This window comes from Dyella sp. SG562 (assembly GCF_011759495.1).
Taxonomy (GTDB): Bacteria; Pseudomonadota; Gammaproteobacteria; order Xanthomonadales; family Rhodanobacteraceae; genus Dyella_D; species Dyella_D marensis.
Genome location: NZ_JAAOYS010000003.1, coordinates 470,661 through 491,807 on the forward strand (window position 1 = coordinate 470,661; position 21,147 = coordinate 491,807).

General features: G+C 67.5%; 19 protein-coding genes. 9 read left to right on the forward strand and 10 right to left on the reverse strand.

Going from position 1 to position 21,147, the window contains the following annotated elements; all coding sequences use genetic code 11:
- Window positions 1–122 precede the first annotated feature (122 nt).
- The 4 genes from fusA to FHW84_RS09285 all read left to right on the forward strand — a co-directional run bounded on the left by fusA (window position 123) and on the right by FHW84_RS09285 (window position 5,363).
- Window positions 123–2,288 carry an elongation factor G gene (gene fusA, locus FHW84_RS09270; RefSeq protein ID WP_167254649.1) on the forward strand — a complete coding sequence of 722 codons (2,166 nt, stop codon included), beginning with the start codon at window positions 123–125 and terminating at the stop codon, window positions 2,286–2,288.
- A 514-nt stretch (window positions 2,289–2,802) separates the two neighbouring features.
- A complete protein-coding gene (locus tag FHW84_RS09275; RefSeq protein ID WP_167254651.1) occupies window positions 2,803–3,888 on the forward strand; it encodes a catalase family peroxidase in 1,086 nt (361 codons plus the stop codon).
- Window positions 3,888–4,433, forward strand: a complete 546-nt coding sequence (locus tag FHW84_RS09280; RefSeq protein ID WP_167254653.1) for a cytochrome b/b6 domain-containing protein — start codon at window positions 3,888–3,890, stop codon at window positions 4,431–4,433. Before FHW84_RS09275 ends, FHW84_RS09280 begins: the two co-directional genes overlap by 1 nt.
- Window positions 4,434–4,679: 246 nt before the next feature.
- Window positions 4,680–5,363 (forward strand): hypothetical protein, encoded by a 684-nt coding sequence (locus tag FHW84_RS09285; RefSeq protein ID WP_167254655.1) that lies wholly within the window; start codon window positions 4,680–4,682, stop codon window positions 5,361–5,363.
- Here the strand turns inward: FHW84_RS09285 and FHW84_RS09290 are convergent.
- The 6 genes from FHW84_RS09290 to FHW84_RS09315 all read right to left on the reverse strand — a co-directional run bounded on the left by FHW84_RS09290 (window position 5,341) and on the right by FHW84_RS09315 (window position 13,024).
- Window positions 5,341–6,891 carry an MASE1 domain-containing protein gene (locus FHW84_RS09290; protein WP_167254657.1) on the reverse strand — a complete coding sequence of 517 codons (1,551 nt, stop codon included), beginning with the start codon at window positions 6,889–6,891 and terminating at the stop codon, window positions 5,341–5,343. The two genes, FHW84_RS09285 and FHW84_RS09290, sit on opposite strands and share 23 nt — an antisense overlap.
- Window positions 6,892–7,215: 324 nt before the next feature.
- Window positions 7,216–8,190: a PD40 domain-containing protein gene (locus FHW84_RS09295; protein ID WP_167254659.1), complete on the reverse strand. Its 975-nt coding sequence runs from the start codon at window positions 8,188–8,190 to the stop codon at window positions 7,216–7,218.
- Window positions 8,191–8,312: 122 nt separating this feature from the next.
- Entirely contained in the window at window positions 8,313–9,074 is a 762-nt protein-coding gene (locus tag FHW84_RS09300; RefSeq protein WP_167254661.1) for a LytTR family transcriptional regulator DNA-binding domain-containing protein, read from the reverse strand.
- A complete protein-coding gene (locus tag FHW84_RS09305) occupies window positions 9,071–10,168 on the reverse strand; it encodes a histidine kinase (protein ID WP_343203583.1) in 1,098 nt (365 codons plus the stop codon). Before FHW84_RS09305 ends, FHW84_RS09300 begins: the two co-directional genes overlap by 4 nt.
- Window positions 10,169–10,242: 74 nt before the next feature.
- Window positions 10,243–12,000 (reverse strand): PD40 domain-containing protein, encoded by a 1,758-nt coding sequence (locus FHW84_RS09310; protein WP_167254663.1) that lies wholly within the window; start codon window positions 11,998–12,000, stop codon window positions 10,243–10,245.
- Between the two features lie 106 nt (window positions 12,001–12,106).
- Complete coding sequence (locus FHW84_RS09315) at window positions 12,107–13,024, reverse strand: DMT family transporter (RefSeq protein WP_167254665.1); 918 nt, start codon at window positions 13,022–13,024, stop codon at window positions 12,107–12,109.
- 101 nt (window positions 13,025–13,125) lie between these two features.
- On the opposite strand from FHW84_RS09315, the gene FHW84_RS09320 reads away from it, so the two are divergent.
- Entirely contained in the window at window positions 13,126–14,532 is a 1,407-nt protein-coding gene (locus FHW84_RS09320; RefSeq protein WP_167254667.1) for a PLP-dependent aminotransferase family protein, read from the forward strand.
- Between the two features lie 12 nt (window positions 14,533–14,544).
- On the opposite strand, the gene FHW84_RS09325 is transcribed toward FHW84_RS09320, so the two are convergent.
- Together FHW84_RS09325 and FHW84_RS09330 are read right to left on the reverse strand one after the other, a co-directional pair.
- The gene (locus FHW84_RS09325) at window positions 14,545–14,820 is read right to left on the reverse strand and encodes a hypothetical protein (RefSeq protein ID WP_167254669.1); all 276 of its coding nucleotides are present in this window, start codon (window positions 14,818–14,820) and stop codon (window positions 14,545–14,547) included.
- Window positions 14,821–15,044: 224 nt separating this feature from the next.
- Window positions 15,045–15,950, reverse strand: coding sequence for an isocitrate lyase/phosphoenolpyruvate mutase family protein (locus FHW84_RS09330; protein ID WP_167254671.1), 906 nt, complete (start codon window positions 15,948–15,950; stop codon window positions 15,045–15,047).
- Between the two features lie 156 nt (window positions 15,951–16,106).
- On the opposite strand from FHW84_RS09330, the gene FHW84_RS09335 reads away from it, so the two are divergent.
- Together FHW84_RS09335 and FHW84_RS09340 are read left to right on the forward strand one after the other, a co-directional pair.
- Window positions 16,107–16,418: a hypothetical protein gene (locus FHW84_RS09335; RefSeq protein ID WP_167254673.1), complete on the forward strand. Its 312-nt coding sequence runs from the start codon at window positions 16,107–16,109 to the stop codon at window positions 16,416–16,418.
- An 86-nt stretch (window positions 16,419–16,504) separates the two neighbouring features.
- A complete protein-coding gene (locus FHW84_RS09340; RefSeq protein WP_167254675.1) occupies window positions 16,505–17,083 on the forward strand; it encodes an isochorismatase family cysteine hydrolase in 579 nt (192 codons plus the stop codon).
- Here FHW84_RS09340 and FHW84_RS09345 read toward each other — a convergent pair.
- Window positions 17,052–17,867, reverse strand: coding sequence for a glycosyltransferase family 2 protein (locus FHW84_RS09345; RefSeq protein ID WP_167254677.1), 816 nt, complete (start codon window positions 17,865–17,867; stop codon window positions 17,052–17,054). The two genes, FHW84_RS09340 and FHW84_RS09345, sit on opposite strands and share 32 nt — an antisense overlap.
- A 117-nt stretch (window positions 17,868–17,984) precedes the next feature.
- Window positions 17,985–18,764, reverse strand: coding sequence for an IclR family transcriptional regulator (locus FHW84_RS09350; RefSeq protein WP_167254679.1), 780 nt, complete (start codon window positions 18,762–18,764; stop codon window positions 17,985–17,987).
- 211 nt (window positions 18,765–18,975) lie between these two features.
- Here FHW84_RS09350 and fucP point away from each other — a divergent pair, with 211 nt between their 5' ends.
- Both fucP and FHW84_RS09360 read left to right on the forward strand, forming a co-directional pair.
- A complete protein-coding gene (gene fucP, locus FHW84_RS09355) occupies window positions 18,976–20,244 on the forward strand; it encodes an L-fucose:H+ symporter permease (protein WP_167254769.1) in 1,269 nt (422 codons plus the stop codon).
- A gap of 1 nt (window position 20,245) precedes the next feature.
- Window positions 20,246–20,593 (forward strand): L-rhamnose mutarotase, encoded by a 348-nt coding sequence (locus FHW84_RS09360; protein ID WP_167254681.1) that lies wholly within the window; start codon window positions 20,246–20,248, stop codon window positions 20,591–20,593.
- Window positions 20,594–21,147: the final 554 nt, after the last annotated feature.

Here is a 21,147-nt window from a genome sequence, read left to right on the forward strand (position 1 = left end):
CGGCCCGGCCTGCTCGTGCCCGCCGCACGTTTTCCACCGGTAGCCATAACCCATTAGAATCTCCAGGTTTAGCCCCCCGCTTTCCCATTCCTTCTTCCCATCCAACCAACCCGGACGGCCGTATGCCTCGCCAAAAACCGCTTTCGCTCTACCGCAACATCGGCATCATCGCCCACATCGACGCGGGCAAGACCACCACCACCGAACGCGTCCTGTACTACACGGGCAAGAAGCACCAGATCGTCGACGTGCACGACACCAAGGACGGCAAGGGCTCCACCACCACCGACTATCTGGAGCAGGAGCGCAAGCGCGGCATCACCATCCAGTCGGCCGCCGTGTCGACCGAGTGGAAGGGCCACCAGATCAACGTGATCGACACCCCCGGGCACGTGGACTTCACCATCGAAGTGAACCGCAGCCTGCGCGTGCTCGACGGCGCCGTGGTGGTGTTCGACGGCGTGGCCGGCGTGGAACCGCAGACCGAGACCAACTGGCGCCTGGCCGACCAGTACAACGTGCCGCGCATGTGCTACGTCAACAAGATGGACCGCATCGGCGCGAACTTTAAGCACGCCGTCGAAGGCATCAAGAACCGCCTGGGCGCAAACGCGCTGCTGTGCCAGGTGCCGCTCGGCAGCAACGACGAGTTCATCGGCATGGCCGACCTCGTCGCCGGCCTGGCTTACATCTGGCAGGGCGACGACAAGGACAGCACCTGGGAGAGCGTCCCGCTCGACCAGGTCGCCAGCCATCCGAAGTGCCAGTTCAGCGCCACCGGCGACCGCGAGTGGGTGGCCAACCTGGCCAAGCTGCACGAGGAAACCATCGAGCGCGCGCTGGAGATGGACGACGAGGCCTTCGACAAGCTGCTGCACGCGGGCGACGTGGAAACCTACGTCAAGAGCGGCGATTTCAGCCTGGAACTGCTGAAGAAGGCGATCCGCAAGGGCTGCGTCAGCGGCAAGCTGGTGCCGGTGTTCTGCGGCTCCTCCTACCGCAACAAGGGCGTGCAGCAGCTGCTGGACGCCGTGGTCGACTACATGCCCTACCCGGGCGAGAACGGCGGCATCGCGCTGGTCGACGAAGACGGCCACGTGGTCGGCGAGCAGGGCGTGGTGGACGACGCTCCGGCGCGCCTGCTGGCGTTCAAGGTGATCAACGACCAGTTCGGCAGCCTGACCTTCTGCCGCATCTACTCCGGCGTGATCAAGAAGGGCGACACCCTGCAGAACGTCACCCGCGGCAAGAAGGAGCGCATCGGCCGCATCGTGGAAGTGCAGGCCAATGCCACCAAGGACATCGAGGAAGTGCGCGCCGGCGACATCTGCGCCTTCGTCTCGCTGAAGGAAACCGAGACCGGCGACTCGCTCACCGATCCGGCCCATCCGGTGCTGCTGGAGCGCATGCGCTTCCCCGACCCGGTGATCAGCGTGGCGGTGGAGCCGAAGAACCGCAACGACATCGACAAGCTGTCCTCCGCCCTCTACAAGATGGTGAAGGCCGACCCGTCGCTGAAGCTCGAAGTGGACAAGGAAACCGGCGAGACCGTGCTCAAGGGCATGGGCGAGCTGCACCTTGAAATCACCATCGACCGCATGCGCACGGAGCTGGGCGTCGACGCCAGCATGGGCAAGCCGCGCGTGAGCTTCCGCGAAGCGTTCGGCAAGACCATCGAGCACACCTACACGCACAAGAAGCAGTCCGGCGGTTCGGGCCAGTTCGCCGAAGTGAAGATCATCTTCGAGCCGGGCGAACCCGGCAGCGGCGTGATCTTCTCCGACGAGATCGTCGGCGGCCGCGTGCCGCGCGAGTACATCCCGGCGGTGGAACATGCGGTGACGGTGGAGTCGCGCGAAGGCCAGGTGGCCGGCTACGAAGTGCTCGACTTCAAGGCGCGCCTGGTCGACGGCAAGTACCACGACGTGGACTCGTCCGCGCTGGCGTTCGAAATCGCCGGCAAGGCCTGCTTCCGCGAAGCGCACAAGATGTCCAACCCGAAGCTGCTCGAGCCGGTGATGAAGCTCGAAGTGGTGACCGAAGCCGACTACCTCGGCGACGTGATCGGCGACATCAACCGCCGCCGCGGTTCGATCAGCGACCAGGGCCAGCGTGGCACCAACGCCTTCGTGCAGGGCTTCGTGCCGCTGGCGGAGATGTTCGGCTACATCAACTTCCTGCGCTCGGCCACCAGCGGCCGCGGCACCTTCACCATGGAGTTCGACCACTATGAGGAAGTGCCGGCCAGCATGGTCGCGAAGCTGATGGAGAAGGAAGGCGCGAAGTAATTCTTTCGCCTTGCCTGATCGAGAAAGCCGCCGGGTTCGCCCGGCGGCTTTTTTTATGGCGCCGATTTTTACGGCGCCCATAAAAATGGCCCCCTTGCGGGGGCCAGGCCATCCGTTGGGAAATAGCCTGTCGGGAGGGTTGAAAGGGGGGTCAAGACCGTCCCGACGGGTGACTAGATACCGGTCGCAACGTGAAGGCGCCGTCAGTGCGAACGAGCTCCGTATCACGGCTTTGAAAAGCGTGACGCAGCACCCGGATTCCCACCTTCTCGGCGGATTTCACGCCTTGCCCATGGACCCGGATGCAAGCCGTCGCAGAGTCTCGCCCGTGCCCGGAGGTAGCATCTCGCGGTTACTTTCGAGGCACTCCCAGGCCCCCGCACAGGGGGCCTTCTTTTTGCGCCGCCCGCGGCATCGGCCATCTGTCAGGCAGGCAGACATTTCTGAAGGAAGTAACCTCCGGGTTTGTTCCTACGAAAACAGCGCATCGTTGGCTAGCCACGGGGCAGGTGTCATGGGATCGAACGGAAATGGGGAATGGCGCCGCGTCCTGCGGCGCGTGGGTGGATGGTGGCGCTACGGCGTGATCGCCGGCGTGCCGCTGGTGGTCGCCGCAGGCCTGGGCTACGCCGGCGGCTGGCTGACGCCAGGGCGGCTCACGGCGCAGAAACTGGTCGACCAGCTGCAGTCCAATGCCGGCGTGCATCCGGGCTATCGCCGCAACCACGCCAAGGGCGTGTGCGTGGCAGGCACGTTCACCGGCAATGGCGCCTTGCAGTCGTATTCGAAGGCGCAGGTGTTCGCGCCGGGCGTGGTGCCGGTGGTCGGGCGCTTCGCCATTCCCGGCGGCAACCCTTATGCGCCGGACAGCAGCGCGCCGATCCGCAGCATGGCGCTGCGCCTGACCCAGCCCAACGGGCAGCAATGGCGCACGGGGATGAACAGCATGCCGGTGTTTCCGGTGGCCACGCCGCAGGCCTTCTACGAACTGCTGCAGGCGCAGCAGCCGGATCCGGCGAGCGGCAAGCCGGACCAGGCCAAGGTCGGCGCGTTCTTCGGTGCGCATCCGGAAGCCGGCGCGTTCCTGGCCTGGGTCAAGACGGCGAAGCCTTCGCCCAGCTATGCGGTGGACAGCTACTGGAGCTTGAACGCCTTCGAGCTGGTCGACGCGCAGGGCGCGCATCACCCGGTGCGCTGGCGGATGGTGCCGGAGGCCAGGGCGGACGGCAGCGCGGGGCAGGGCGAGGATTATCTCGCGGCCGACCTCGTACAACGGCTGGCGGCCGGCCCCTTGCGCTGGCACCTGCTGGTGACGCTGGCCGATCCCGGCGATCCCACGTCCGACGCAACCAAGGCGTGGCCGGCGAGCCGCCGCGAAATCGATGCCGGCACGCTGGAGCTCACTTCCACCCAGCCGCAGGACAGCGGCCCCTGCCGCGACGTCAACTACGACCCGCTGGTGCTGCCCGACGGCATCCAGGCTTCGGACGATCCGCTGCTGCCCGCGCGTTCGGCGGCCTACGCCGCTTCGTACCTGCGCCGCACCAGCGAAGAGGCGCACCTGCCAGGTAGCGCGACCGCAAAGAAGGAGGCCCGCTGATGGCACGCCCGACCGATATGTTCGTGTGGCCCGCGCGGCTGCTGCATTGGCTGATGGCCGTCCTGATCATCGCGATGCTGTTCATCGGCGTGGGGATGGTGGCTTCGGTATCCGAGCGCCATGACTGGCTGGTGCGGCTGCACAAGCCGCTGGGCGTGGCGATCCTGGTGTTGGCGGTGGTGCGGCTGATCGTGAGATGGCGTAATCCGCCGCCGCCTCTGCCTGCCGATCTTCCCGTGCTGCAGAAGTGCGCGGCACTGGCTTCGCACTGGTTGCTGTACGCCTTGATGCTGACTCTGCCGCTGGTCGGCTGGGCGATGCTTTCGGCCGGCGGGTATCCGGTGATGCTCAGCGCTTCGCTGCGGCTGCCCTCGATCCTGCCGGCGAATGCGGTGGCGTTCGCGGTGCTGCGGCATCTGCATGCATGGCTGGCGGCGCTGCTGTTCGCCACCTTCCTCGCACATCTGGGCGCGGCGCTCTATCACGGACTGGTGCGCCGGGATGGCGTGCTGGGCAGCATGGTGGGGTGGCGGCCGCGCCGCTGATGGTCGGCATCCCGGCACGAGCGAGGTCATGCACCGGCCCCGCTCGGCCCCTGCGCGGTGCTGCGTGCGCGTAAACGTTCTCGCCGCGTTTCACCCGGGGATCGGTGCTCGAACGTCACCTAAATGCAGACGTTGACTGCACGTTCGAGTATCCATTGCATAGCGCACCGCTCACCCGGCCATCACGATGGCTTGGTCACGATGCGTTGACACCACAGGGGTGACACCACAGGGAGAATCACCACGATGAAGCTGCGCTATCTCGCATGGGGCCTGCTTGCCGCGGGCGTGTCGTTGAGTTGCAGTTCGGTCGTGTGGGCGGCTGGCCCCGCGCAGGGCATGGGTAGCGCCGCGCCCGGCACGGTGGACCGTTCGATCAGTCCGCGCTGGCACGTCTATACCTTCGTCAAGGACGGCATCGAGTACGTCCAGGTCAACGATGCCGCGGGGCGCGTGCGCGCCGGCGTCGCGGCGGCTGCGGGGGTGCATCTGGTGTTGCCGATGGGTGTCGATGCCGAGCGCGTTTCCACGCCGGAATCGCCCTTGGCCGTGGCTGCCATCCGTGGTGCGGAAACGGTCTACAAAGATGGGCTGGTGAGCTTGAGCGTCGGGCTGAACGATGCCGGCCAATATGTGTGGACGGTGGCCGATGCCACCCTGGCGGGTGGGCGCTACGCGCCGGCGGACGATCCGTCGAACTGCAAGCAGGATCCCAACAGCTGCCCGATCAACCGCCGCGTCACCATGCCGACCACGAATCTTTCGCCGGCGGACGGCGACATCTCCAACTGCAAGCAGGATCCGAACAGCTGCCCGATCAATCGCGCCAATCCGCAGCAGTCGCTGCGCCTGTCGCCGCAGGACACGCCGGATTCCAACTGCAAGGAAGACCCGAACAGCTGCCCGATCAATCGAATCGGGGAACAGTGAGTTCCTGGCGCAGCGTCACCTGGACGCTGCGCCCATCCACCATCACGTCGCCGTTGAACAGCTGCGCCCGCAGGCGCAGCTCGCCGAGCCCCAGGCCCAGCGTGCCCAATCCCTTGGTGATCTTGTCCTGCGCCGGCGGGGCCATCGGCACGCCTTCGCTGCGCACGCTCAGGTGGATGGTGGTGCCGCTGTCGGTGGTGTGCGTGTCGGTGGTCAGCGCGATGCGGTCGCTCGGGCATTCCTTGAGCAGGTAGGTCACCGCTTCGCAGGCGAGGCGATACAGCAGCGACAGCGTATTGCGCGGCAGCCGGCTCCACTGGCCATGCACGTTGGCCTGGTAGGCAATGCCGAGCGAGTCGAGCACCTGCACCAGCGGACCTTCGCTCAAGGCATGCGGATGGCCCGCGCCCATCGGCGGCGACAGCGCATCGGCCATTTCCTTCAGGCGCGAGGTGGTCATGGTCAGGGTGCGCTTGTAGGTATCCACTTCGCCGCGGTTGGGCGAGTGGTCGAGCTGGATCAGCAGATGGCGATGCGCACGCGCCAGCTCGCCACTGACATAAGCCAGCTCGAACGAGCTGCGCTGCAGCTTCATTTCGGCCAGGTGCTGTTCCAGCCGGGCCTTGTCCAGCTGGTCGTCCACCGCGGCGAGCGCATGTTCCAGCCGCGTGGTCTGCATGCCGAGCACGGTGGAGATGGTGAGGAACAGCGCCATCATGGTCTGCGTCATCAAGGTGGCGATGTCGAACATCTCCGGCATCAGCGCAACGATGCCGAAGCTGGCGATGGCGCCGATCACGGCGGCACCTTTCCAGCCCCAGGTGATGGCGAAGTACGCGGCCGGCACGAACAGCACCGCCTGGCCGACGAAGCGCAGCGCGGTGTCCTGGGTGCCGGACAGCGCCAGCACCTCGACCGACATCGCGATCACCGTGATCACCGAAGCCTGCAGCAGGCTGCGATTGGCCATCCATACGCCGCTCAGCGAACGCTGCTCGTGCCACTGCTGCGCACCGGCCAGCGCCAGCGGCACCACGGCGAGCATGCCGCTGTAGGTGCCGAGGAAATAATCGGAGACCAGGTCGGTCAGCGGCTTGCGGCCGAAGCGCGCCGCCTCGGGCATCAGCGAAGCCACCATCAGGCCGTCGGCGACCAGCACCACGCTGGCGCCGAAGATGCACACCAGCACGCTGCCCAGGCGGATATCGGGAAACGCGGCGCCGGGCAAGCGGTCCTGGCACAGGGCGACCACCGCCATCAGCAGGGCGATCGGCGGCACGATGGAGGCGAGATAGAACGCCCAGCCGAACATGGCGACGCCGTCGTAAAGATCGTAGGCGAGCAACAGGGTTTCGCTGACCAGGAACGCCGGCCAGTAGCGCCGCGGCGTCAGCAGCAGGACCGCGAGTTTCAGTCCGCTGGCGGGCACGAAGTGGGCGAAGCCCACTTTGCGCAGCAGCATGTAGGCGATGCCGTAGATGATCGCGACCGCGAGCTGCCGCCCTAACCATCCAAGCCTGGATTCCATGTTTGCGCCAGCCGCTCCGCTCCCCGATTCGGTGGCAAATTAGGGTCACTGGCGTGAAATGTCCGAGAAGATTCCTGCGGTAACAACCGGCTGTTGCAAAGCTCATAAGGAATGACAAAACAGCGTGAAAACGTGCTTAGTCCAGGCTGTCGCCATGTCATGTGCCGCGTGACGCAAGCGTCGGGAAAATGGGCGATCGCATCACGTTTTTTTCTTGCCGTTACGCCTCCGGATGTTCATTGGCATGACCATCGGCGATCGCGGCGAAGCAAAAAGAACCGGCCTGCGCCTTGCCGTGCGCACGCCGGGTGACCGGCAAACCCGTCAATCGTGCAGGCCGTGCGCCTTCAGCACGTCGGCGATATCCATGCGCCAGATATTGCGCGAGCCGTTATTCGGACCGTTCAGCCGCTTCTGCAGCGAGCCGATGTCGTCGCGCTTCTTGGGGAACTGCACGTCGTCCTGCCGGTTGCTGGACACATACAGCTCGCCGAAGCCCGGACCCAGTGTGGGCGCGTTCTCCAGGGCGGCGGTGTTGACGTCGCCGCCCAGGTGTTCCGGCTTGCCCCAGCGGCCATCGGCCTGGCGGAAGGCGATATAGATGTCGGCGCTGCCCAGCGAATCGCCTTCGTTGCCCGCATAGAGCAGGAAGCGTCCCTTGGGATCGATGCACGGATCCATGCGGTTGTGCTCGCTATCGCCCAGGTCCACCCGCTCCGGCGCCGAATAGCCCTGGCCGGCGGCATGGATCACGTACACCTGATAGAACTTGCCGGAATCCGGCCGGTGCGCGGAGAAATAGATGTCGCCATTGGCTGCCACCGTCGGGTTGTAAAGCATGGCCCCGTCGTTATGCGCGCCATCCACGTGCACCGGTTCGCCCCAGCGGCCATTCGACTGCCGCTCGACGTACCACAGGTTGGTGCCTGCGAAATGCTGCCCGCCCATCTCCGCCGTCACCGGCGCCTCGCCGGCATGCGGCGGCCGGTTGGAGACGAAGTACACGCGCTTGCCGTCCGGGGCGAACGCCGGTTCGGAGTCGTGCCACTGGCCGGAGAACGGCGCCACTTCCGGCGCGGACCAGCTGTTGCCCTGGCGATGCGCGAGCAGGATGGTGTCGTCCTTCTCGGCGAAATCGGAGCGTAGGAACAGCAGGGTCTGGCCATCGGGCGACAGCGCGGCGGTGGTTTCCTGCAGGTCGGTGGAAATCACGCCGGGGCCGAGCAGCTCGGCGGCGCCGACAGGTGGGGCGCAACCCAGCGCAAAGGCGGTCGCCCAGGCGAACGTATGCAACTTCATGTGTGCTTCCGTGGATGGCCGGGCCATGCCGGCCCGTGCGTACGGTGGGCGCAGGTGCGCAAGCGTGCCGTGCTTTTGTGACGAGCGGTTGCGGCAGCGTGGCGAGCGGTCCGGACGGACGCTCAGGCCATGCCCAGCGCCAGCCGCGCCTGCGCGCGGAAGCGGCGGCTGAGGTTCAGCCGCGTGCCGTCGCGCAGCACCACTTCGGCATTGCCCTGGAACAGCGGGTGGATCTCGCGGATGCGCTCCACATTGACCAGGGTGCCGCGATGGATGCGCAGGAAGCGCTGCGGATCCAGCGCCTCCAGCAGATGGCTCAGCGTTTCGCGGTGCAGATAGCGCGTGCCGGCGACATGGATATGCACGTAGTTGCCGTCGGCGCGGATCCAGTCGATATCGTCGGTGGCGATCACGCGGATGCTCTCGCCCACACGCACGCTGATGCGTTGCGCATGGGTGGGGAGCGACACGGGCATGCTGTTAATGACGCCTGGCGTTGCCGTCTGCAAGCCCGCCCACACGCGCCGTACGCGTGCCATCGCCTGGTCGAAGCGCGCCTGGTCGATCGGCTTCAACACGTAGTCCACCGCATCCGCGTCGAACGCACGCAGTGCGTGCTGCCCGTAGGCGGTGGCGAACACCACCATCGGCAAGGTCTCGGGCTTGAGCTTGTGCAGCAGCTTGAAGCCGTCCATGCCGGGCATGCGGATATCCAGGAACACCAGCGCCGGCTCCAGCGCGGCGATCGCCTGCAGCGCTTCATGGGCATTGCCGCATTCGCCCACGATCTGCACGTCCGCATGCGCGGCCAGCGCCTGGCGCAGCGCCAGGCGCGCCAGCACTTCGTCGTCCACCAGCAAGGTGCGGATCGGCGGCAGGCTCATGCCACGTGCTCGGTGGCGTATTCGCGATAAGGAAAACGCAACTCCACCCGCGTGCCGCCTTCGTTCCTGCGCGCCAAGGCCACGCTGGCCGCGTCGCCGAACAGCACCTGCAGGCGCGTACGCGTATTGCCCAGCCCGAGGCCTTCGGCCATGCCATCGGGCAGGCCCAGGCCGTCGTCGTCCACGCGCAGGTACAGCTGCGCGCCTTCGCGGCGGCTGACGATGTGCAGGCGGCCGGGTTCGGGTTTGTCGAGCAGGCCGTGGCGCAACGCGTTTTCCACCAGCGGCTGCAGGATCATGCTGGGCACCGCGGCGCGCACGGTGTCGGCGGCGACGTCCAGCTGGGTGCTCAGGCGGTCCTGGAAACGCACCTGCTGGATGTCGAGATAGCAGCGCAGCAGTTCCAGCTCGCGCGACAGCGGCACTTCCAGCGCGTGGCGTTCTTCCAGGGTCAGGCGCAGCAGGTCGCTGAGCCGGGAGATCATCAGGCGCGCCTGGTGCGGATCGGCCAGGGCCAATGCCGAGATGGCATTGAGCGTGTTGAACAGGAAGTGCGGTTGCAGCTGCACGCGCAGGGTGCGCAACTGCGCCTGCGCCAATTGGGATTCCAGCTGCGCGCTGCGCAGGCGTTCGTCGCGCAGGCGACGGCGCGAATCCAGCCCGCGCAGCACCGCCAGGATCACCCAGTACATCAGCAGGGCGAAGTGGTAGCTGAAAGCGAACTGCATGCGCACGAAGCCGGCGTACGTGCTGACCGGCGCATGGCCCGGACCGGCGACGTTCCAGAAGATCGCCAGATGCGCCAGCAGCTGCGCCAGCGCCACGGCGAGGCTGGCCGGTACGTGCACCGCCGCGTAGCGGCGCCAGTCGCCGTCCGCCGCCTGCCGTCCGAGCCAGGCGACCAGCGGCACCAGCAGCATCCACAGATAGAAGTCGCTGAAGTTCCAGGTGGCCACGCGCGGCCAGTTCGGCACTTCGCCTTCGCTGATCTGCGACAGGCCGCCGCTCAGCGTGTACGAGGCCGCCAGCAGGGTCCAGAAACCCAGCGGCATGGCGAGGCGGGCCCAGCGTGGCGTGGTGCTTGCGGCGGACACGAGGTTCTCATCGGCAACCGGGAATGGGCATCCAGTGTGGGACGGATGCCGATGCCCGGGTAGTGCCGCAGGTCTCAGGGGTTGCGGGCGCGGGCGACGTCGGCCACCGCGCTGTGTCCGGCCAGCCAGCCGCGCAGGTCGAACGCATGCACCCGGCGGTCCGGCGCGTTGAAGTACAGCGTGGCGTGATCGGACGACAGCCGCGCCTCGATGCCGGTCAGGCCCAGCGGTTGCGGCGTGCTCCAGCCTTCGCCGCGCGCGAAGGCGATGAACAGCTCGCTGCCCGCCGGCCCCGCCGGTGCGCGCCTGGAACTGAAGACGATGAAGGACTGGTCGGGCGCCACCGCCGGATCGAAATCGCCGGTCACGCCGTCGCTGAAGGGCAGGGGCTGCGGCGCCTGGTACTGGCCATGCACGTTGCGGCTGCGGAACAGGCGGAACGCACCCTTGCCATTGGCATCCGGATCCGTGCGCATGAAATAAAGCGTGCCGTCCGCGGCCAGCGCGGGCGCAAACACGGAGGAGTTGGTGTTGAGCAGCGCAGCGATGCGCTGCGGCGTACCCCAGCCGTCCCTGCCGCGCGCCACCTGCCACAGGTTGCCGCCGCGCCCCGGAAAACGCTGGCCGTCGAACACGCCGTCCAGTGCCGCGCCGCCGTCGTGCTCGGGGCGGTTGGAGATAAAGACCAGCGAGGCGCCGTCCGGCGCCATTGCCGGCTCGATGTCCTGCCATTGCGTGGAGAACGGCAGCGGCTGCGGCACGGACCAGCGGTCGCCATCGCGCGAGGAGAAAAACAGCCGGTAGGTCTTGTCCACCTGGCGCGTGAACACCACCGAACGATCACCGGGCCCGAACGCCGGCGAGGCGTCCTGGGCGCGGTCCCACGGCCCGGCCACCGGCGCGCCGTCGCGGGCATGCGCATCCAGCCAGGGCGCCAGCGACACCTGCCACAGGTTGTCGCCGTCCTTGTTCCAGTCGGCCTGCTCGCCGGGCACGCGGCGGTCGCTGACGAAGTAGAGCGTGCGGCCGTCCGCGCCCAATTGCGCACCCATGGCGTGCGTGCCGCCGTTGACGGCGTCGCCAAGGTCTTGCGGCGTGCTCCAGCCCTGCGGCGTGGCGAAGGCGATGGCCAGGCGGTACGGCTGCGTCTTCGCACTCTTGATGCTGGCCACCATGAAGGAACCGTCGTGCGCGATGGCCGGGTCGCGCACGGTCAGGTCGTCCGCGCCGAATGCCACCGGCTCCGCCGCCTGGTAGCGGCCGTCCTTATGCACGGAACGCAGCAGGCGCAGCTGGCCGTCCGCGCCGCAGCCGATGTAATAGAGCGTGCCGTCAGGACCGACGTCGGGTGCGAATACCGAGTGGCAGGTGTTCACCGTATCCGGCAAGCGCTCCGGCGCACCCCAGCCTTGGCCTTGCCGCGCCACGCGCCACAAGTTCATGCCGCGGCCGGGGTAGCTCTTGCCGCCCATCACCGTATCGAGCACCGCGCCCTTGCCGTCGGCCGGACGGTTGGAGGCGAACACCAGGAAGGATCCGTCCGGCGACATGGCCGGATCCGCATCGCGCCACCGGCCGGAGAACGGCGCCGTTCGCGGTTCCGACCAGCCCTGCCCGGTGCGTTGCGAGACCAGGATGGCGTAGTGCTCGTGGTCGCTGCTGCCGCGCGAGAAGTAGACCGTATTGCCATCGGGCATGAACGCAGCCGGGCCTTCGTCGCCGGCGCCGGAGATCACGCCGGGCGCGAACAGCGCCGCTGCCGTGGGGTTGTCGGTCGCGGAGGCGATGCCGCCGAAGGTGAGCAGGAAAGCCAGGGGGAGCAGGCGGCGCATCGGTCGTGCCTCGTCATGGGAAACACGGCGAGGCTAGATGCGCACCGGGCGGCGGTCGCGCCTCCGGTGACGAGCGGTGCCGCGAGCGTGACCAGCGGTCGACCGGTCAGGTGGACACGGCCTTGCCCACCCTGCGGCCCGCGCCCAGCCGCCACTTCAGATTGACCCCGAGCGTCCCCGCCACGATCAGGGCCAGCCCCGCCAGTTGCACCGGCGCCAGCCGATGCCCGTAGATCAGGTAATCCAGCAGCAAGGTAACCAGCGGATACACGAACGCCACCACCGCGATGGTCACCACCGGCAGGCGCGGATACGAGGAATAGAACAGCATGTAGACGATGCCGCTGTGGATCACGCCCAGCCCGCACAGCCACCACCAGTGCGTGCCGACGTGGAACACGCCGGGGCTGGAAAATCCCGCCAGCATCAGCACGCCCACCCAGCATTGGATCATCACCAGCGCAAACGGCCGCTCGCGTCCGATCGTGCGCGACATCAGCAAGGAAGCACCGCAGAGCAGCGCGCCCAGCAGGGTCAGGCCGATGCCGATCAGGTACGAGGTGTCGGCGTCGCGCCACAGCTTGAGGGGATCGGCCGAACAGGCCACGCCGATAAAGCCCAGCAGGGTCCAGCCCAGGTCCGCCGGATGCGTGCGCTCGCCCTGCAGCAGCGCGGCGAGGATCAGCATCACGAACGGGAAGAAGTGATAGACCAGGGTGGCCACGCCGATCGACGAACGCGCCATGCCGGCGAACAGCGCCACCCAGTTGAGCACCAGCAGGATGCCGCTGAACACGGCGCCGCGCAGCAGGGCGCGATCCTGCCACAGCCCGCGCAGATAGCCGCGGGCCAGGCCGAGCACCAGCAGGAACAGGCCGCCGAACAGGCAGCGGTAGAACACGGCGGTGACGGCGTCCTGGCCGCTCTCGTGCACGAACACGCCGACCGAGCCGATCAGCAGTTCGGCGAACAGCAGCTGGAGCAGGGCCGCGCGCGAATCGCCGCGGCCGGGCAGGGAGGTCATGGCGTTTTCTCTGTGGGCGACGAGGCCAGCGTAGGCCGCTTGCCTCAACCGATACAGATTCAGATAGGATGAAATTAGACCGATACAGTTGGGAGGGCGCCATGCTGCTCTACGAACGCCTGGCCGGCGAACTGCGCGGCCAGATCGCCCGCGGCGCCCTGCGCGCGGGCGAGCGCCTGCCGTCGATCCGCCAGCTGGCGCAAGGCCATGGCTTGAGTGCGGCCACCGCGGTACAGGCCTGCCTGCAACTGGAACGGGAGGGCCTGGTGCTGGCGCGTCCGCGTTCGGGCTATTACGTGCGGGCCGCCGCGCCGCCGCCGCCCGATGCCAGGCCGATGCGCCGGCGCGCGCCGGGCACGGTGAACAACCCTGCGTTGCAGGAGGTGCTCGACATGCTGGCGCGCGGCGACGTGCTGCCGCTGCACAGCGCCACGCCCTCGCTCGCGCTGTTGCCGCAGGCGGCGCTCACGGCGGCATTGAGCCGCAGCCTGCGCCACCATCCCGCCGTAGCGCTCGACTACGCGCCGCCGCAAGGCCTGCCCGCGCTGCGCCGGCAGATCGCCCGCCGGTATGCGCAATTGGGCGCCGCGGTGTCGCCGGACGAGATCGTGATCACCGCCGGCGCGATGGAAGGCATCAGCCTTGCGCTGCGCACGCTCACTGCGCCGGGCGACGTGGTGCTGGTGGAGACGCCGACGTATCACGGCATTCTGCAGGCCGTAGCGACGTTGCGCTTGAAGGTGCTGGAGGTACCGAACCTGCCCGGGCAGGGCATCGATGCGGTGCGGCTCGATCAACTGCTGCAGCAGAACCGCGTGCGCGCGGCGGTGCTGGTGCCGAACTTCAACAATCCGCTGGGCAGCGTCACCAGCGACGCGGCGAAGCAGGCGCTGCTGGCCAGTTGCGCGCGGCATGGCACGGTGGTGATCGAGGACGACGTCTACGGCGATCTCGCTTGGTCAGGCGAACGCCCATCGCCGCTGCGCCGCTGGGATACGCGCGGCAACGTGATCAGTTGCGGTTCGTTTTCCAAATCGCTGTCGCCGGGCCTGCGCCTGGGCTGGATGGCGGCCGGCGCATGGACGGATGCGCTGGTGCGCGCCAAGTATTTCTCCACCGTCGGCGCGGCCAGCCTGCCGCAGCTGGCGATGGCCGATTACCTGCAGAAGCACGATCTGGAACGCCATCTGCGGCGCCTGCGCCGCGCGCTGGCGGACAACGCGCAGCGCCTGCACGAGGCGATCGCGCGGCACTGGCCGGCGGGCACGCGCGCCTGCGAGCCGCGGGGCGGCCTGTCGCTGTGGCTGCAATTGCCGCCGGGCGGCGATGGCGAGGCTCTGTTCGAGGCGGCGCTGGGGCAGGGCATCGGCACTTCGCCAGGCGTGCTGTTTTCCAGCCGCGGGGATTACCGCGATTGCCTGCGCCTGAGCTGCGGGATGCCGTGGGATGCGCGGCTGGAGCAGGCGCTGAAAAAACTCGGCCAGCTGGCGGCGCGCCAGCTGGCCTGAGCGGACGGGGGCTTATTCCTCGTCTTCTTCTTCCTCTTCGTCTTCCTCGTCTTCCTCGAAGGCTTCGAGCTCTTCGACGCGCACGAAGTTCGGCGCTTCGTCGGCGAAGGCGACGGCACGGCCGTCGGCGCACATCGGGCGGACGCTGCGGCGGCGGGTGCCGCCGGTTTCGGATTCGACCAGGGCGAAGCAGACGATGGCCTGGGCGCTTTCTTCGCCGGCTTCGTCGTAGACGGCGACCCAGCCGGTGGCGGGCATGATCTGGAGGATGTTGTCGAGGTTCGACATGGGGATTCCCGGTTGGCGAAAGCCGCCTAGAGTGCCGGGTGGGTATGACGCCTGCAAGCGTTGCTTCGCAAGCTTGCCAGACCCAGGTGCGCGGGCATCGCACGCCGCGGGCCATGTTTCTGGCCTGGCTGGGTTCCTGCCCATTCCACCGCTTGCGTTCCACCTGTGGCCGTCCTCGTGGGTGGCCTCATACCCGAAACCCTTCGTGGCGCCGCCCCGTGTTCCTACGCTGTCGCCGCCGCGCTGGCCACGGCACGGCTTGCGTATCGCTGGACGCCGGCCTTCTCGTGCTCGCTCGTGCGAAACAGGCCATTCGCTTGGGCTGGGGTCAACATCCGCTTGCCCATCGTGTCGTGGCGGCCTTCATCGAGCGCTTCCGCCGCGATGGCGCCCAGGTGTGCCAGCGTGGCCTGCATCGGTCCGCACCCCAGGCTGATGCGCCGCACGCCCAGCTGTTCCAGCGCCTGCGAGCCCGGTGCGCCCGGATAGCCGGCATAGACGTTGAGCGGCACCGGCAGCCATTGCACGAGCGTAGCGATGTCCGCGGCCTCGGCCAGGCCGGGAACGAAGATGCCATTAGCGCCGGCATCGACATAGGCCAGCGCGCGCTTTCGCGTTTCCTCCAGGCGTGCTTCGGCCGGCAGATCGCTCAGATACGTATCGATGCGCGCATTGATGAAGAAAGGCAGGTCACGATGCCGCGCAATCCTCCGCACGCAGGCAATGCGCTCGCTGAGCACGCCGGGATGCCCCAGCGTCCGCGAGCCCGGGTCGGTGCCGTCTTCGATATTGATACCCACGACGCCCAGCTGGATCAGCGCCTCGGCCAGGTTGCCGGTGTCCTGGGCATCGAGCGCATAGCCACGTTCGATATCGACGCTGACCGGCGCGCCGACCACCCGGCAAACGCGCCGGCAGGCCGCCAGCAGCTCCTGTACGGGCATCTGCTCGCCGTCGGGATAGCCCAGCGCCCAGGCCATGCCGGCGCTGGTGGTGGCGATCGCCTTGGCGCCCGCGTTTTCGATCACCCTGGCACTGGCGGCATCCCAGGCGTTGGGCAGCATCAATGGCCCTGGGCCGGCATGCAGTTGATGGAAAAGCCCGGCACGCTCTTTCTGTTCGCGGTTCATGCTGCTGGCCTGTGGTTGCACCCGACGCCGGGCAGGTAAAGCAGACCATGGGGCGGCCCGGCCCGCTGTCAGAATCTTTAGCGACCGCCTCGAGCGACTCCGATGGCGCTTGCATAAGCTCTGCCGACGACCCGGAACAGGGCATACAATCATTCGATGGACTATCAGCTCGTCATCAAGTTCTGGCGCAAATCCCTGGCCGACGAAGCCTTTCTCGCGGCCATCGAGGGCAAGTTGAAGGAGGCCTTGGGCGATGCGGTCGAACTGGAGGGCTACGATGTCAGCCCGAAGGAGATCAATCTTTTCATGCTCACCGCTGACCCGCGGCATGCCTTCCGGCGCGCCAAGGATGTGCTCGATGGATTGGGCGTTCTGAACGGCGTTTCGGCCGCCCACCGCCTGGTCGGCGGCACTCGCTTTACGTCGATCTGGCCGCTGCGCGCCACGCGCAAGTTCAGGCTGCCGTAGCGCCAGTGAAAGCCTGGCGGTGCGTTGCCGAAAAATTCCACGTCCCCAACACTCCCCGTTGACCATCCGGGTGCCACGTTGCGGCCATGGTGCAACCCCATCGCCAGGCCCTGCTGATCGTCGACGTCTTCAACGACTTCCGCTTCGAAGGCGGTACCGGACTGGCAGAGCAGTTCCGCCCGGCGATCCCGCAGCTTGCGCTGTTGCGCGAGCATTTCCGTGGCCGGGGCGTGCCGGTCGTCTACGTCAATGACAACTTCGACCGCTGGCATGAGGACCTGCACGGCGTGGTCGCGTACACGCGCGAAGCCGGCCCTGCCGTATCGCGCGAAGCAGCCGATGCGCTGATGCCGGGGCGCGAGGACGTGCGTCTGCTGAAGTCGCGCCATTCGGCGTTCTACCGCACGCAGCTGCCCGCGCTGCTGGAACACTTGCAGGTCGGGGAGCTGGTGCTGGCGGGCATGGCCGGCGATGCCTGCGTGTTCACCACCGCGCTGGATGCGCACGTGCATGGCTACAAGGTGCAGGTGGTGCGCGATGCCATCGCCAGCCAGACGCAGGCGCGCAACCGGCGCGTGCTGGAGCATTTGCGCGAGACGCTGGGCATGGCCACGCCCGGCGTGGAAGAGCTGGTCAGCCGAATCCCCCGGGAAGGCCGGTGCTGAGGTGGGCGCCGTCGGCGGCGATGCGCACGCGATGGTGCTCGACGCAGGCCTGGCGTTCCCGGGCCAGGCGGTAGCTTTCGCGCAGTTTCCCGTAGCTCAGCAGGTGCATGGCGGTGGCGCAGGTGATGCGCGCCACGTCCAGCAGCGGGCGGAAATGGCTGTGGCGGAACTGCGCGCCATAGCGCGAGGGGATGGGGATGGAAACGACGTCGACGCCGCTTTCGCGGCAGGCGCGGATCAGCAGCGAGGCCTCGTAGGCGAAGCCGTTCGTGGTGGCGGTATCGGCCAGCTCGAGTACGGACGGCGGATACCAGCGCTGGCCGCTCTGCGTGTCGGCGATGCCGCGGGCGCAGGCCCAGGAGATGCCCCAGTCGGCGACGCGGTTGGCGATGTGGCGGGCGCGGGGTTGGCGTTCGGTATCCAGCAGGCGCGCGCCGATCACCACGCTGCCGGGGTGGCGCTTGGCGGCGGCCAGCATATAGGGCACGTCGTCGGCCTGATGCTGGCCGTCGCCGTCCATGGTCAGCACCGCTTCGAAACCGCTCTGCCGCGCGGCGCGCAGGCCGGTGCGCAGCGCCTCGCCCTTGCCGTGCCGGCCCTGGTGGCGCAGCAGGGTCACGCCGGCATGGCGCGCGACGATCTTCGCCGTGGCGTCGGTGGAACCGTCGTCCACCACGCAGATCGGCACGCCCAGCCGTTGCGCACTGGCCAGCACGCCGCCGATGGCGCGTTCCTCGTTGTGGCAGGGGATCACGATGCACCAGCGCGGAAGGGACGACGGCATGACGCGCTCCTGGGCGGCCTGAGGGCAAGCCAGTGTCGGCATCCTTGCCGTGGCGGAGCGTGAAAAACGTATGCCTTTGCCCGTTAACGCGCTAACGCGTGTGCGGATCCGTCCGGTTCAATCCGCTCGCGAAGGGCCGCCGTATTGCAGCGTGTCGGAGATATCCGCCGCCGCCTGGCGCAGATGCTCCAGCGTCAGCTTCTCGCTGATCGCCGAAGCGCGCCGCTCGATGAACGGCACCGTCAGCGCGCACACCGCGCTGCCGTGCTGCATCACCGGCGCCGACAGGTCGGTCACGCCGTCGACGATATGGCTGGGTGCGGTGGCGTAGCCGCGCGAATGCACCAGCGCGGCGTGCTTTAGCAGTTTCTTGCGGTCGAGCTCGGGTTCGTGCGCGGCGATCATGTCCAGCCACAGCTTCTGCACTTCGTCGGTCTGGAACGCCAGCAGCACGTGGCCGGAGGTGGCCTGCGACATCGGGCGGCGGTGGCCGACGCGCACTACCAGGCCGATCTCGCCGGGCGGGTCGATGCGCGCGATCACCACGATCTGCTCGCGCGAGGGCACCACCAGGTGGCAGGACTGGTCGACCGAGTGGGCCAGGCGATGCATGACAGGCAAGGCCGCTTCGACCGCGGTCTTCAGCGGCGGCTGCTCCATCCCCAGGCGGAACAGGCGCGGCGTGATCGAGTAACCGGAGTCGCCCTCGCCGCGCATGATGTAGTCGCGCTCCTCCAGCACCTGCAGCATGCGGAAGATCTCGCCGCGGGACCGGCCTACGCCCTCGGAGACCTCGGCGATGCTCAGCGGCACCGGCGAGCCGGCGAGCAGCTCCAGGATGTCCAGGCCTTTGTCCAGCGCGGGCGCGCGGTACTTGGGTGTGCTCTGCTTGGGCATGATGCTGGGGGTCCCCTCGATGATCCCTTCGATGACCGGCAAGATTGCCTCAGCGCGTCCTGTAGCGCCACGCAGCGGCCCCTTGCTGCGTTGCATCTTGTGTTACGGGTGAATTTGCTGTTCATATTTGCACAATCTGTCGCGACTTGTCCCTCCAGGGACGCCAGCCAGCGGGGTAGGCAGTTTGGACACGACAACGCAAACGCCGCAGCTGGCGGCGCCCTCGGCGCGGGTAGCCGGCCATCCGTGGATTCCCCTGGCGCTGATCGTCAGCCTGTTCTTCCTGTGGGGCGTGGCCAACAACCTCAACGACGTGCTGATCCCGCAGTTCAAGAAGGCGTTCGTGCTGAACGACTTCCAGGCGGGCCTGGTACAGAGCGCGTTCTACCTGGGCTACTTCCTGGTGGCGATGCCGGCCGGCATCTATATGCGCCGCTTCGGCTACAAGAGCGCGGTGGTGTTCGGGCTGGCGCTGTACGGGCTGGGCGCCTTGCTGTTCTGGCCGGCGGCGGAGCAGGGCACGTACGGTTTCTTTCTGTTCGCGCTGTTCGTGATCGCCAGCGGGCTGGCTTTCCTGGAGACCTCCGCCAATCCGTTCGTGACTTTGCTGGGCCCGCGCGAAACCGCGGCGCGCCGCCTGAACCTGGCGCAGGCCTTCAATCCCCTGGGTTCGATCACCGGCATCCTGATCGGCCAGCACTTCATCTTTTCCGGTGTCGAACACACGCCCGAACAACTCGCCGCCTTGAGCGCCGCCGAGCGCGCTGCTTTCGTCGCGCACGAGACCGCGGCGGTGCAGCTGCCGTACCTGGCCATCGGCCTGGTGGTGCTGGCCTGGGGGCTGCTGATCGTGCTCACGCGCTTTCCCGCCGTGCATGCGGTGGGAGAGGGCGGCGCGGCGCAAGGCCAAGGCGTGCTGGCGCGCCTGCTGGGCGACCGCCGCTTCCTCGCCACGCTGGCCGCGCAGTTCTTCTACGTGGGCGCGCAGGTGGGCGTGTGGAGCTACCTGATCCGCTACGTGCAGGCAACCGTGCCCGGCACGCCGGCCAAGCTCGCCGCCAACTATATGCTCGTGTCCCTCGCCTGCTTCATGGCCGGGCGCTTCGCCGGCGGCGCGCTGATGCGCTATGTCGCGCCGCGCCGGTTGCTCGCGCTGTTCGCCGCGGTGAACGTGGTGCTCACCGTGTTCGCGGTGGCGGTGCCCGGAGCGCTGGGCGCCTGCGCGCTGGTGGCGTGCAGCTTCTTCATGTCGGTGATGTATCCCACCATCTTCGCGCTGGGCGTGGAAGGCCGCGGCGACGACGAGCGCAAGCTCGGTTCGGCCCTGCTGGTGATGACCATCATCGGCGGCGCGGTGCTGACGGCGGTGATGGGCGCGGTGTCGGATGCCGCGGACATCGCGCGCGCCATGCTGGTGCCGGCGGTGAGCTTCGTGGTGATCCTGCTGTTCGCGCGCATGCGCGGCGCGGCGGAGCGCTGACATGCCGCGCATGTACTTCGCGCTGGATCTTCGCGACGACCCGGCGCTGATCGCCGAATACGAACGCTGGCACCGGCCGGAGCAGATCTGGCCGGAGATCGTCGCCTCGATCCGCGATGCAGGCGTGCGCGACCTGGAGATCTTCCGCACCGGCAACCGCCTGGTGCTGGTGATGGACGTGGCCGAGGATTTCGACGGCGCCGCAAAGGCCGCCGCCGATGCCGCCAACCCGCGCGTGCAGGCGTGGGAGGCCTTGATGGACAGCTTCCAGCAACGCCTGCCGTGGGCGCAGCCTGGACAGAAATGGGTGCCGATGGCGCCGATCTTCTCCTTGCGCGATTGCCCCTGAGCCATCGTTTCCGGCGTGCGCATGGCGCCCGGATGATATGCATCGCGCATGTTTCGCAACCGGCTTCCGATCATCGCGATCGGCGACCGCGACGGCATCGCGCGACATTCTGTTTGGACGTCCAAATATTTTTAGATTGCGCAATCTTTCAAGTCTTCGGCGCATCAATGTCACGGCTCGCGTGACGGAAAAGATCAGCGACAAAGCGTTACCGGAAAATAGAGTGACGCAGCTCGCAACTCCGCGCGGCACTACTTTTCGTTGCTCAAAACCTGCGTAGTCTCACGGAAGCATTCTTGGATGGCCCGCATCGGCTTCCATCCGTGAATGCCAATCAACGGTTGCGTTCACGCCTCATCGCCAGGAAGCGACGGGCCTGGACGCGGCCCCAGACAGCGAGGTGCAGGGGGCATCCGGAAGCAGCGTTTCGCCCGGCAAAGCATGTGTTCCTGCCATGGCGCGTCCGCCGCGCCACGGGAAAGTGCTGCCCCGCGAAAACGTTCCACCTTCCCGTGTTCCCATGCAGCGCCATGGGAGAAAGCAATGGGCCAGTG

What these genes read in the sequence shown, in the direction of transcription:
- FHW84_RS09325 (WP_167254669.1), bottom strand. Translation starts at nt 14,820, where the DNA reads ATGTCGAACCTCGACAACATCCTCCAGATCATGCCCGCCACCGGCTGG.
- FHW84_RS09310 (WP_167254663.1), bottom strand. Translation starts at nt 12,000, where the DNA reads ATGCGCCGCCTGCTCCCCCTGGCTTTCCTGCTCACCTTCGGCGGCATC.
- FHW84_RS09315 (WP_167254665.1), bottom strand. Translation starts at nt 13,024, where the DNA reads ATGACCTCCCTGCCCGGCCGCGGCGATTCGCGCGCGGCCCTGCTCCAG.
- FHW84_RS09360 (WP_167254681.1), top strand. Translation starts at nt 20,246, where the DNA reads ATGCCGCGCATGTACTTCGCGCTGGATCTTCGCGACGACCCGGCGCTG.
- FHW84_RS09290 (WP_167254657.1), bottom strand. Translation starts at nt 6,891, where the DNA reads ATGGAATCCAGGCTTGGATGGTTAGGGCGGCAGCTCGCGGTCGCGATC.
- FHW84_RS09300 (WP_167254661.1), bottom strand. Translation starts at nt 9,074, where the DNA reads ATGAGCCTGCCGCCGATCCGCACCTTGCTGGTGGACGACGAAGTGCTG.
- FHW84_RS09295 (WP_167254659.1), bottom strand. Translation starts at nt 8,190, where the DNA reads ATGAAGTTGCATACGTTCGCCTGGGCGACCGCCTTTGCGCTGGGTTGC.
- FHW84_RS09330 (WP_167254671.1), bottom strand. Translation starts at nt 15,950, where the DNA reads ATGAACCGCGAACAGAAAGAGCGTGCCGGGCTTTTCCATCAACTGCAT.
- FHW84_RS09285 (WP_167254655.1), top strand. Translation starts at nt 4,680, where the DNA reads ATGAAGCTGCGCTATCTCGCATGGGGCCTGCTTGCCGCGGGCGTGTCG.
- FHW84_RS09350 (WP_167254679.1), bottom strand. Translation starts at nt 18,764, where the DNA reads ATGCCCAAGCAGAGCACACCCAAGTACCGCGCGCCCGCGCTGGACAAA.
- FHW84_RS09280 (WP_167254653.1), top strand. Translation starts at nt 3,888, where the DNA reads ATGGCACGCCCGACCGATATGTTCGTGTGGCCCGCGCGGCTGCTGCAT.
- FHW84_RS09345 (WP_167254677.1), bottom strand. Translation starts at nt 17,867, where the DNA reads ATGCCGTCGTCCCTTCCGCGCTGGTGCATCGTGATCCCCTGCCACAAC.
- FHW84_RS09320 (WP_167254667.1), top strand. Translation starts at nt 13,126, where the DNA reads ATGCTGCTCTACGAACGCCTGGCCGGCGAACTGCGCGGCCAGATCGCC.
- FHW84_RS09335 (WP_167254673.1), top strand. Translation starts at nt 16,107, where the DNA reads ATGGACTATCAGCTCGTCATCAAGTTCTGGCGCAAATCCCTGGCCGAC.
- fusA (WP_167254649.1), top strand. Translation starts at nt 123, where the DNA reads ATGCCTCGCCAAAAACCGCTTTCGCTCTACCGCAACATCGGCATCATC.
- FHW84_RS09340 (WP_167254675.1), top strand. Translation starts at nt 16,505, where the DNA reads ATGGTGCAACCCCATCGCCAGGCCCTGCTGATCGTCGACGTCTTCAAC.
- FHW84_RS09275 (WP_167254651.1), top strand. Translation starts at nt 2,803, where the DNA reads ATGGGATCGAACGGAAATGGGGAATGGCGCCGCGTCCTGCGGCGCGTG.